Raw genomic sequence first — 11,677 nt, forward strand, 5'->3', positions numbered from 1 at the left:
TGGGCGATCATGAAGGCGCGACGGCTCGGGGGAGCGGAAGTTGGCAGGTTCGCGAGGGAGTTGGACGGGCGGCACACTGACGGCGAGGTCGTTCCTGAGGCCCAAGCGGGTGGCGCAGGCGGTGTTCCATCCGGCGTGGATCCCGGAGTCGGTCGATCCCAGCGTGGATCAGCTCAAGAAGATGCGTGTCATCGCCGGAGCGGTCGCGGCGGTCGGCGTCTACACCTTCGTCGAGGGCGGCTTCGCCTTCACGGAGATTCTGGGGAACGTGCTGACGGCGTCGGCCGTTCTGCTGTTCATCACGCCGCTCACGGTCGGCGTGATGGTCTTCGTCTGGCGGCGCACCGGCACGGTCCGCCAGCTGCGGGTGCCGCTCTTCAACTCGCTCAAGCTGCTGCTGCTCTTCGTCGGCACGGTCGTGGCGACCGTGGTGACGTGGTGGGCGACGACCGGGGCCGGAGGCGCCGGGGTGCTGCTCGGGTTCGTGGCGCTCTGGCTGACCGGATTCGTGGCCTCGGGCGCGCTGCGGGTCTCCGGCAACTTCTTCGGGACGGCCGCCGTGCACCGGTGTCTGCCGCCGCTGCTCGCCACGGTGACATCGTGGCTGATGGCCATCCCGGACCTGGTCACGGGTGACCTCCATGGGCTCAGCTTGCGGATGGGGATCTTGTTCGTGCTGGGCGCGCCGGTGACGGTCACGGGGATCGCGCTGCTGGAGATGAACCGGCTCAGACGGCGCTACGGCATCCGGCTGGGCGCACATCCCGCGACGCTCCCGCCGCCTCCTCCGTCCAGCACACCGAACGGGTATCTGCCTCCACAGGGCAACCCGTACGCGCCGGGTCCGGGGTACACGTACCCCTACGCGCCGGGACCGGGGTACACCTACCCCCAAGCGCCGGGACCGCAGAACCCGTACGGCCAACAGAACCCCTACGGCCAGCAGAACCCCTACGGCCGGCAGAACCCGTACGGTCAAAGGCCGTACGGGAGCTGACCGGGCTCAGGCCACCGCGCCCAGGGTGTCCGCCAGCCGTCGGCGGGCCGCCCGGGCCGCGGGCAGGGCGGCGAGTGCGGCGGCGCCCAGTACGGCGGCGGCGCCGAACAGCAGGAGAAGCCCGGGGGACGGTCCGTGCGCGATGCCGGCGCCGATGCCGCTCGACCTGCCCTGCGTGTCGATCAGCCAGTGAGCGAGGGGAAGCCCCAGAGCTGTCCCGACGAGGACCGCGGCCAGGGCCGTGCACCCCGTGGCCGTCACGGTGACCGCGGTGATCTGCCGCGGAGTCAGCCCGATCGCCTTCAGCGCCAGCAGATCCCGCTCGCCCTCGCGCACGGTGCCGCCGATCGCGGTCAGCAGCTCGATGAGCTCGATCAGGGCCAGTACGGCGATCAGCCCCACGACGACCCCGCGCAGCGACGACAACCCGTCGGCCGGGTTGGCCACGGCGTGCACATCGAAGCGTCCGTGCGCGGCCGTGGCCAGCTGGGTAGCCACCGTGTGCGCGTCGGCGCCGGGACGCAGGCGGAGCTGGTAGAGGGTCGGCCGCAGTTCCGGGTCGTTCTCGCGGAGCGTGTCGAGCGACGTCGAGATGACCCGGCCGCCGTTCTCCGGCTCGAGGCTGCGCCCGACGATGTGCAGGATCTGCGGCTGCGTGCCCACGGTCATCCTCACCCAGTCGCCGACGCGCACGTCGAGCAGGTCGAGCAGCCCCTGACCGGCCACCGCCTCGTCCGGTCCGTGCGCGGGGCGGCCCTCGGCCAGCGAGAACGGGTAGGGATCCTGGTGTGTGCCGAGCCCGCGCAGCGCGATCGTGCCCGTCTGGCCGGGGACCAGGGCGGCCACCTCGACACCCGGGTGGACGGCGGTGACCTGCGGGTTCCGTGCCAGCTGGGCGCGTACGTCCGCATCGCTCAGGCTCTCGTCGGCCCGCACCGTGAGCGCTGCCGCGAGACCGATCTGCTCGGGCCTGTTGTGGAAGCGGTCGATGGTGGTCCAGGCACTCATGGCCACCACGATCAGCAGCAGCGGCAGCGCGAGCCGGGCGACCGCGGCCAGCGAGCGCGGCCGTCGCGTGAACGCCTTGTGCCAGCCCAGCACCAGCGGGGACGGCAGCCGCAGCCCGAGCGCCTCGCGCGCCAGGCCCGACAGCCGCCCGCCGAGCGGTGCCGCGGCCCGCAGCCCCGGCACCGGGGGTACCCGTCCGGCCCGCCATGCCGCGAGCCCGGTCGTCGCGGCGATGAACAGCACCGCGGCCACGGGCACCGCGAAGAGTGCCGCCGTGTGGCCCGGCAACCCCTGCCACACACCGACCGCGTCCCCGAGGCGTCCCGGGATCCGGCTGCCCAGCGCCTGGGTGATCGCCGTGGCGAGCACGGCGCCCAGCAGTGCGAACGCCACGTGCTGGAGCAGGAAGATCCGCACCACCTGCCCGGGGGTGAAACCGATCGCCTTCAGCACCGAGATGTCCCGCAGATGGCCGCGGATACGGGTGCTGATCGCGCCGTGCACGGCGAGCGCGGCGGCGGCCAGTGCGCCAAGGCCGAACAGGCCGAGCACCTGGCCCAGCAGCCGGTTGCCGCCCTGGGCCTCTGCCCGCGTCTGCTGCCAGGGGGAGACATCGGTGACCGCTCCGGAGCCGAGGAGGGTGACGGCCCGCTGGACGGTGTAGTCCGTGTCGTCGGGATCGGTCAGCCGCAGCCCGATCACCTGGCCGGTGCGCCCGGCCGTGTGCTGCACGGCGGACGGGAGTGCCCACACGAGGCCCGAGCGCTCGCCGGGGCTGTAGCGCGGCTCGGCGCTCTCGGCGACGCCCAGGACCGTCAGCGTCCGTGCGGTGCCGGGCACCGTGAGGGTGTCGCCGGGTTCGGCCCACAGCGCCCGGGCGAGGCTGCTTTCCAGTACCACGCCGTCCGCCGTGGCGGGGTCGAGCCAGCGGCCGGAGATGAGCAGCGGACGGCCGGTCGCTGGCGGTTCTACGGCGCCGCGCAGCTCGACGGAGGCGCGGGCGCCGCGTGACGCGATGGTGCCGGCGGCGGTGGGGTACGGGCCCGCGACGGACCTGACGCCGTCCAGCCCGGCGAGCTTGTACGCATCGGCCGACGGTCCGGTGTGGATCACCACGTGCGCGCCGTGTGTCTGGCTGAAGACCCGCTGCCAGGGATTGGTCGCGTACCCGAAGAGCGCCATGGCCAGCAGCAGCGAGGCGACGATCCCGGCGGTGGCGAGCACGATGAACAGCGCCTCGCCGCGATGCGTGCGCAGATCGGCGTGCGCCCAGCGCAGAGTGGCCCGCACAGCGCCTCAGCCCCTCGACGTGCGCGCGAGGCGGTGGCCGCACGCCCCGGGCGTGATGTGGGTCCCGCGTACGACGGACTGGTTCCGCGTCCTGTGTGCGAGTGGTCGGCCCTGCGGTTCGCCTGCGAAGCCCTCTGATGCGCGTACGACGGAGGAGCCGGTCGGCAGATGGTTGCGCACGCCGCTCAGTCCTTCAGTTCCAGCACGCCGGATATCCCCGGGCCGCGTGCGGGCGTGCCGTCGAGTTCCGCGTCGTCGGCGATGGCGCCGTCGAAGAAGCTGATGACCCGGTCCGCGGCGCTGGCGAGCCGGGCGTCATGCGTGACCAGGAGGATGGTCTGGCCGCGCTGGTGGAAGCGGGACAGCAGCCGTGTCACCTCGCGGGTGCCTTTGCTGTCGAGGCTTCCCGCGGGCTCGTCGGCGAGCAGCAGTGGCGGATGGTTGACCAGGGCCCGCGCCAGCGCGACGCGCTGTTGCTCACCGCCGGACAGCTCACCCGGCATGCTGCGCTCCTTGCCCTCCAGGCCCAGCTCGGCGAGGAGCTGCTCGCGCTCGGCACGCGCCCGCTTGGGGGAGACCCCGGCGAGCAGGGCCGGCAGCTCGACGTTGTCCGCGACGGACAGGTTCGACACCAGGTTGAAGAACTGGAAGACGATGCCGATGCGGCGTCTGCGCTCGACCGCCCAGCGTGCCTCGCTGTACGCGTCCGTGCACCCGCCGTCCAGCCAGATGCTGCCGGAATCCGGCCGCTGGAGCCCGCCGAGCAGATGCAGCAGGGTCGACTTCCCGGCACCGGACGGACCGGTGACGGCCACGAACTCGCCCTGCCGTACGGCAAGATCCACACCGCGTACGGCACGCGCCGGCGTGCCCTCGCCGTAGTGGGTCTTGACCAGACCCTCGGCGCGCAGCACGGGAACGCCCTCGGCGCGCGGCGCGGGAACCTTCTTGGCACGCGGCACGGGAGTGGTGCGGCTCACTCCAGCTCCTCCAACTCCTCCTGGCAGCGCTCCAGCCAGTCGAGGTCGGCCTGCAGATGCAGCATGGCGCCCTCGATGAGCAGCTGGGAGATGCGGTTGTCCCGGTTCTCCGCCGCGGCGAGCTTCGACAGATTGCGCATGGTGTTCAGATACTGGCGCCGCTGCTTGTTGATCAGGGCGATCTGGTCGGCGAGACCGGTCTGCGGTGCGAGTGCGAGCTTCATGAAGAACTCGTCCCGCACGCGCGGCTCGTCCGCCGTCTCCTCGTACCAGGCGCGCAGCGCCTCGCGCCCGGCGTCGGTGAGGTGGTAGATCTTCTTGTTGGGCCGGCTCGACTGCTCGACTTCCTCGCCCTCGATCAGTCCCGACTTCTCGAGGCGGCTGAGCGTCACATAGATCTGGCCGACGTTCGGCTGAGGGTACGCGGCACCCAGCAGTTGCTCAAGGTCCTGCTTGAGCTCGTAGCCATGGGCCGGGCCACGCGCCAACAGGGCCAGGAGGGACAGCCGCACCCGCGCTCTCCTCCTCGGATCCGTGTGATGTGCCGCAGGCCCACGTGCCTGAGGCCAATGTGCCGCAAGCCCTAGTATCGCCCATACCTAACAGGTATACATGGCCTCTGTCCCCGGGCGAAGGCGCTCGGTGCCGGTGTACAGGGAGGAACCTATGCGGTGGATACGCGCCGCCGGTAGGGGCCTCCTGGTCATGGCAGTGGTCCTGTCCGGCTACGTCGTCTCGGGCGCGCAGGCCGAAGGAGCGCACGACGGCGGCCGCGGCCCGCTCACGCTGGCCACCGCCGGTGACCTCACCGACTATCTGGGGCCGCTGCTCGACGGCTGGAACCGCACCCACCCCGGCGAGAAGGTCACCCTCGTCGAACTCCCGGACTCCGCGGACGAGACCCACGCGCAGATGACCACCGACCTGCGCGGCGGCGACCGGAGCCGCTTCGACGTCCTCAACATCGACGTCGCCTGGACCTCGGAGTTCGCCGCCGCGGGCTGGATCTCCCCGCTGGCGCGGGACCGCTTCCCGCTCGACGGTTTCCTGCCGCCGGTCGTGGACACGGCGACGTACGACGGAAGGCTGTACGCGGTCCCGTACGTCACCAACGCCGGGCTCCTCCTCTACCGCAAGGACATCCTGGCCAAGGAGGGTGTCATGCCGCCGCGCACCTGGGCCGAGCTGGAGCGACAGGCGAAGACCATCGCGCCGAAGTACGGACTCGACGGCTACGCGGGCCAGTTCCTGCCCTACGAGGGGCTCACCGTGAACGCCGCCGAGGCGGTCTACTCGGCGGGCGGCACGATCCTCGGCGACGAGGGCGAGCGCGTCACCGTCGACTCCGCGGCGGCCCGCGGGGGCATCGGCTTCCTCGCGGACGGTGTACGCGACGGGTGGATCCCGAAGAAGGCGCTCACGTACAAGGAGCAGGAGTCCAAGCAGGCCTTCCAGGACGGCCGTCTCCTCTTCCTGCGCAACTGGCCGTACGCCTACGTCAGTGCCTCGGCCAAGGGCTCGGTGGTCGCCGGGAAGGTCGGCGCGGTGCCGCTGCCGGGCCCCGACGGACCGGGGACGAGCATGCTCGGCGGCTCCAACCTCGCGGTCAACACGCAGGCCCGGCACCCGGATTCCGCGGCGCGCCTGATCACGTACCTCACGAGCGAGCGGGTGCAACGGCAGGTCCTCACCCAGGGTGCGCTGCCGCCCGTACGGGCCGCGCTGTACCAGGACCCGGAGCTGATCCGGGAGTTCCCGTATCTGCCGACGCTGCGCGCGAGCGTCCTCGCGGCGGCCCCGCGCCCCAAGAGCCCCCGCTACGACCAGGTCAGCCTGGCCGTGCAGGCCGTCGTGCACGACGCGCTGACAGGGCACCAGACGCCTCAGGCGGCGGTGCGGCGGCTGGCGCGCGAGCTGGCGGAGATCTCGCTCCAGGGCTGAGCCCGCTGCGGTCTCCTGGGCGAACCTAGTTACATGTTAGGTAACACGCGTGTCTCAACCTTCCTCTCGGTGGCTGGAAAAGTCAGAATATAAGCCCCCAACTTCCCAGCGTGTGCTAGCTACTCATTGACATCCGTGCGACACGCTTACTTAACATGCATGCATAACCGTTTGCACGCACAGACAGGTCAACGGGTGACGCTCAACACGCACCGCTGGTGGCGCGACGCAGTGATCTACCAGGTGTACGTCCGGAGTTTTCTGGACAGCACCGGGGACGGCATCGGCGATCTCGCCGGAGTCCGGGCCGGACTGCCGTACCTGAAGAAGCTCGGGGTCGACGGCATCTGGCTGAGCCCCTTCTACCCCTCGCCGCAGCACGACCACGGCTACGACGTCGCCGACTACTGCGACGTGGACCCGCTCTTCGGCGACCTCGCCGAGTTCGACCTGCTGATGACGGACGCCCGGCGGCTCGGCATCAGGGTGCTCCTGGACATCGTGCCCAACCACTGTTCCAGCGAGCACCCGTGGTTCCAGGAGGCGCTGGACTCGGCGCCCGGCAGCGCGGCCCGCGCCCGCTTCCACTTCGCCGACGGCCGGGGCCCCGACGGGGCCGAGCCGCCCAACAACTGGCACGCCATGTTCGGCGGCCCCGCCTGGAGCCGGGTCACCGAGCGGGACGGCACCCCCGGCCAGTGGTATCTGCACATGTTCACGCCGGAGCAGCCCGACTGGAACTGGCGCAACCCCGAGATCGCCGCCCACTTCGACCACGCTCTGCGCTTCTGGCTCGACCGGGGCGTCGACGGCTTCCGCATCGACGTCGCCGCCGGCCTGTACAAGCACCCCGAGCTGCCCGACTCGCCGGACCCCGAGGCCGACTACCGCACCCGCGACTCGGTCAACCCGCTCGCCTGGAACCAGCCCGAGGTGCACGACGTCTGGCGCCAGTGGCGGTCGGTGTGCGAGGAGTACACCGCCCGGGACGGCCAGGAGCGGCTGCTCGTCGGCGAGGTCTCCGTGCCGACCGCCCGCGAACACGCCCTGTACGTACGCCACGACGAGCTGCACCAGGCCTTCTTCTTCGACCTGCTCAGGACCCCCTGGGACGCCGACGCCTTCCGCAAGGTCGTCTCCGAGGCCATGCAGGACATAGCCGGCACGGGCTCGACGATCACCTGGGTCCTCAACAACCACGACCAGGTCCGCACCGTCACCCGCTACGGAGAACCCGCCACCGAGGGCAGCGGTCTGGGCGCCGCCCGCGCCCGCGCCGCCGCACTGCTGATGCTGGCGCTGCCCGGAGCCGCGTACATCTACCAGGGCGAGGAGCTGGGCCTGCCCGAGGTCGTCGACCTGCCGGACGACGTCCTCACCGACCCGATCTTCCATCGCACCGGAAGCCGCACCCACGTCCGCGACGGCTGCCGGGTGCCGCTGCCCTGGTCGGGGCAGGCCTCCCCGTTCGGCTTCACCTCCGGGGTCGAGGGTGCCAAGCCGTGGCTGCCGCAGCCCGACTGGTTCGCCGAGTACGCCACCGACCGCGCCCTCGCCGACACCCGCTCCTTCTGGCACCTCTACCGCGACGGGCTCCAACTGCGCGCCGGACTACCCCAGTTGGGCGAGGGCCCGCTGCGCTGGCTGGAGACCGAGCCCGATGTCCTCTGCTTCGTCCGCGGTGACGGCCTGGTGTGCGCCGTCAACTTCGGTACGGCGCCGGCTCCCGCGCCGGTCTCCGGCACTCCTCTGCTGTCCAGCGGCCCCTGCGCGCCCGGCGTCCTGCCCGGCTCGACGGCCGCCTGGTGGATCAGCGACTGCACCAACCCCTGAGCTGTCATTTCCTGATTCTCCGTCAATTTCATACCTCTGAAGGGACATCAACGATGATGCGACCACGTACGACCCTGCTCGCGAGCTGCACCGCCCTCGCCCTGGCCCTCGGCGCCACCGCCTGCGGAGGCGGCCCGGTCGCCGCGGGCGGCGGGGACAAGGAGCTCAGTGGCCAGACGATCACCGTGGCCGGTGTCTGGTCCGGCAGTGAGCAGAAGAACTTCCAGAAGGTGCTGGACGCCTTCACCGAGAAGACCGGCGCCAAGACCCAGTTCACGTCCACCGGTGACAACGTCTCCACCGTCGTCGGCAGCAAGATCGAGGGCGGCAACGCCCCCGACGTGGTGATGGTCCCGCAGGTCGGTGTGCTCCAGCAGTTCGCGAAGGAGGGCTGGCTCAAGCCGCTGTCCAAGACCGCCGAGCAGAGCGTCGACACCAACTACGCGAGCGTGTGGAAGAACTACGGCAGCGTCGACGGCGCCCTGTACGGCCTGTACTTCAAGGCCGCCCACAAGTCGACCGTCTGGTACAGCCCCGACGCCCTCGACCAGGCGGGCGTCAAGCCGCCGACGACGTACGACGCGATGCTGAAGGCCGGGCACACCGTCTCCGAGTCGGGCCTCGCGGCCTTCTCCGTCGCAGGTCAGGACGGCTGGACGCTCACCGACTGGTTCGAGAACATCTACCTCTCCCAGGCCGGACCCGAGAAGTACGACGCCCTGGCAGCCCACAAGATCAAGTGGACCGACCCGACCGTGGTCGAGGCCCTCACCACCCTCGGCAAGCTGTTCAAGGACAAGCAGCTGATAGCCGGCGGCCAGAAGGAGGCGCTGAACACCGACTTCCCCGGCTCCGTCGAGAAGGTCTTCGGGCCCGAGCCCGCGGCCGGCATGGTCTACGAGGGCGACTTCGTCGCCGGCGTCGCCAAGGACCAGTTCGGCAAGAAGATCGGCGAGGACGCGAACTTCTTCCCCTTCCCGCCGGTCGGCGCCGGGAAGGCGCCCGTGGTCAGCGGCGGCGACGCGGCCGTCGTACTCAAGGACGGCAAGAACCAGAAGGCCGCCATGCGGTTCCTGGAGTACCTCGCGACCCCTGAGGCGTCCGCGGTCTGGGCCGAGGCGGGCGGTTTCCTCTCCCCGAACAAGGAGCTCGACCTCGCCTCCTACGGCGACGACGTCACCCGCGAGACCGCCAAGTCCCTCGTCGCCGCGGGTGATTCGGTTCGCTTCGACATGTCCGACCAGGCTCCGGCCGCGTTCGGCGGCACCAAGGGCGCTGGCGAATGGAAGATCCTGCAGGACTTCCTGCGCGACCCGTCGGACCCGAAGGCGACCGCGGGCGAGCTGGAGAAGGCAGCGGCCAAGACGTACCAGGGCTGATCGTCATGACCGCCACGCTTCTGAAGGAAGCGAGCCCCCCACCCGTCGCCGCGGCCAGCCGTAAACGTCGTGCCCGGCGACGGGGCCGGGTCATCGCGCTCGCCTTCGTCTTCCCCGCTCTGCTCCTGCTGGGTGCGCTCGTCGTCTACCCGGTGCTGTTCTCGGTGGGCCGCAGCTTCTTCGACGCCTCCGGCACCCGCTTCGTGGGCGCCGACAACTACAGCGCGATGTTCCGCGACCCCGCCACCCTCAAGGCCATCCGCAACACCACCATCTGGGTGGTCATCGCGCCGACCCTGCTCACCGGGCTCGGCCTCGTCCTCGCCGTCCTCGTCGAAAAGGTCCGCTGGGCAACGGCGTTCAAGCTGCTGCTGTTCATGCCGATGGCCGTCTCCTTCCTCGCCGCGGGCATCATTTTCCGGCTCGCCTACGACGAGGACCCCGACAAGGGCGTCCTGAACGCCGCCGTCGTCTCCGTGCACGACGCCTTCAAGGGCACATCGTCGTACCCGACCGCCCGCGCCCGCGAAGGCCAGGGCCTGGCCAAGGGCGCCGACGGCTCGTACGGTACGACCGCCGCCTCGCCCGGCCACACCGTCGGCCTCGGCCTGATCGGCGTCCTCGCGCAGGACCTGCCGCAGGGTGCGCGGCCCGCCTATGCGGCGGCCACGCAGAAGGCGGCGGCCGACGAGGTGCGCGGCGTCGTCTACCTGGACTTCACGCGCGGCGGGGGAGGGGAGCAGGGCAAGGTCGACCGGCAGGAGAGCGGACTGCCGGAGATGAAGGTCGAGGCGGTGCGGGACGGGAAGACGGTCGCGAGCACCACCACCGCGGCCGACGGATCCTTCCGCTTCCAGGACCTGGGATCGGGCTCGTACACCGTGCGGCTGCCCGCGTCGAACTTCGCCCCGCCGTACGAGGGCATCTCCTGGCTGGGGCCCGCGCTCGTCACGCCCGCCATCATCGGCGCCTACCTGTGGATCTGGACCGGCTTCGCCATGGTCCTGATCGGCGCGGGTCTCGCCGCGCTGCCGCGTGACGCGCTGGAGGCGGCCCGGATGGACGGGGCGAACGAGTGGCAGATCTTCCGCCGGATCACCGTGCCGCTGCTCGCGCCGGTGCTGACCGTCGTCTTCGTGACCCTCGTCATCAACGTGATGAAGGTCTTCGACCTCGTCTACATCATCGCGCCGGGGCCGGTGCAGGAGGACGCCACCGTGCTGGCCACGCAGATGTGGCTGGTGTCCTTCGGCGGCGGCAACAACCAGGGCCTGGGCAGTGCGCTGGGAGTGCTGCTTCTGCTCCTGGTGATCCCCGCCATGGTCTTCAACGTCCGCCGTTTCCGAGGGAGTCAACGATGAACGCGCTCAGGCGGGGGCTCGGCAACAGCCTGGTGCAGGCGTTCCTCGTCGTCGTGGGCCTGGTGTGGCTCACCCCGCTCGCGGGACTGTTCCTGTCCTCGCTGCGGTCCGCTCAGGACGCCGCGAAGGGCGGCTGGTGGACGGCGTTGAGCAGTCCAGGGCAGCTGTCCTTCGACAACTACTCGGCGCTGCTGGGCAATGCGGGGATGACACAGGCGTTCTGGAACACGGTGCTGATCTCGGTTCCGGCGACCTTCCTCGTCGTCGTCATCGCCGCGCTCGCCGGATACGCCTTCGCCTGGCTTGACTTCCCCGGGCGTGAGCCGCTCTTCCTGCTGGTGGTGGCGCTGCTGGTGGTGCCGGTGCAGATCGGCCTGCTCCCGGTGGCCAAACTCTTCGGCCAGCTGGGGCTGTTCGGCACGATTCCGGGCGTCATCCTCTTCCATGTGTCGTACGGGCTGCCGTTCGCGATCTTCCTGTTGCGCAACTACTTCGCGGAGATGCCGCGGGAGATGCTGGAGGCGGCGCGGATGGACGGGGGCGGTGAGTGGCGTATCTTCACGCGGCTCGTGCTGCCGGTGGGACGGCCGGCCATCGCGAGCCTGGCCATCTTCCAGTTCCTGTGGGTCTGGAACGACATGCTGGTCGCGCTGCTCTTCGCCGATAGCTCCTCGCAGCCGCTGACGGTTGAACTCCAGTCGCAGATACGGCAGTTCGGGAGCAACGTCGATGTGCTGGCACCGGGGGCGTTCTTGTCGCTGATCGTGCCGGTGGCCGTGTTCTTCGCCTTCCAGCGGCACTTTGTGCAGGGGGTGATGGCGGGGTCGGTGAAGTGACACCGCTCCTCGAACGCCGGACGGGCTGAAGGATTTCAGCCCGTCCGGCGTT

General features: G+C 70.5%; 9 protein-coding genes. 6 read left to right on the forward strand and 3 right to left on the reverse strand.

The window, feature by feature from the left end:
- Positions 1 to 40: 40 nt before the first annotated feature.
- Positions 41 to 997: a hypothetical protein gene (locus C4B68_RS30670; RefSeq protein ID WP_099505015.1), complete on the forward strand. Its 957-nt coding sequence runs from the start codon at positions 41 to 43 to the stop codon at positions 995 to 997.
- A 6-nt stretch (positions 998 to 1,003) separates the two neighbouring features.
- On the opposite strand, the gene C4B68_RS30675 is transcribed toward C4B68_RS30670, so the two are convergent.
- The 3 genes from C4B68_RS30675 to C4B68_RS30685 form a co-directional block, all read right to left on the reverse strand.
- A complete protein-coding gene (locus C4B68_RS30675) occupies positions 1,004 to 3,295 on the reverse strand; it encodes an ABC transporter permease (RefSeq protein ID WP_099505014.1) in 2,292 nt (763 codons plus the stop codon).
- Between the two features lie 185 nt (positions 3,296 to 3,480).
- Positions 3,481 to 4,257 (reverse strand): ABC transporter ATP-binding protein, encoded by a 777-nt coding sequence (locus C4B68_RS30680; protein ID WP_099505073.1) that lies wholly within the window; start codon positions 4,255 to 4,257, stop codon positions 3,481 to 3,483.
- Positions 4,258 to 4,271: 14 nt separating this feature from the next.
- Positions 4,272 to 4,787 (reverse strand): PadR family transcriptional regulator, encoded by a 516-nt coding sequence (locus C4B68_RS30685; protein ID WP_099505013.1) that lies wholly within the window; start codon positions 4,785 to 4,787, stop codon positions 4,272 to 4,274.
- Between the two features lie 154 nt (positions 4,788 to 4,941).
- Between C4B68_RS30685 and C4B68_RS30690 the strand changes: the two genes are divergently transcribed.
- The 5 genes from C4B68_RS30690 to C4B68_RS30710 all read left to right on the forward strand — a co-directional run bounded on the left by C4B68_RS30690 (position 4,942) and on the right by C4B68_RS30710 (position 11,625).
- Complete coding sequence (locus C4B68_RS30690) at positions 4,942 to 6,216, forward strand: ABC transporter substrate-binding protein (protein ID WP_099505012.1); 1,275 nt, start codon at positions 4,942 to 4,944, stop codon at positions 6,214 to 6,216.
- Between the two features lie 159 nt (positions 6,217 to 6,375).
- Positions 6,376 to 8,049, forward strand: coding sequence for a glycoside hydrolase family 13 protein (locus tag C4B68_RS30695; protein WP_099505011.1), 1,674 nt, complete (start codon positions 6,376 to 6,378; stop codon positions 8,047 to 8,049).
- Between the two features lie 53 nt (positions 8,050 to 8,102).
- Positions 8,103 to 9,428, forward strand: a complete 1,326-nt coding sequence (locus C4B68_RS30700) for an ABC transporter substrate-binding protein (protein WP_099505010.1) — start codon at positions 8,103 to 8,105, stop codon at positions 9,426 to 9,428.
- A gap of 5 nt (positions 9,429 to 9,433) precedes the next feature.
- Positions 9,434 to 10,789, forward strand: coding sequence for an ABC transporter permease (locus C4B68_RS30705; protein ID WP_099505009.1), 1,356 nt, complete (start codon positions 9,434 to 9,436; stop codon positions 10,787 to 10,789).
- Positions 10,786 to 11,625, forward strand: a complete 840-nt coding sequence (locus tag C4B68_RS30710; RefSeq protein WP_099505008.1) for a carbohydrate ABC transporter permease — start codon at positions 10,786 to 10,788, stop codon at positions 11,623 to 11,625. The genes C4B68_RS30705 and C4B68_RS30710 overlap by 4 nt, the downstream gene beginning before the upstream one ends.
- Positions 11,626 to 11,677 lie beyond the last annotated feature (52 nt).

The sequence above is a fragment of the Streptomyces dengpaensis genome (assembly GCF_002946835.1).
GTDB lineage: Bacteria > Actinomycetota > Actinomycetes > Streptomycetales > Streptomycetaceae > Streptomyces > Streptomyces dengpaensis.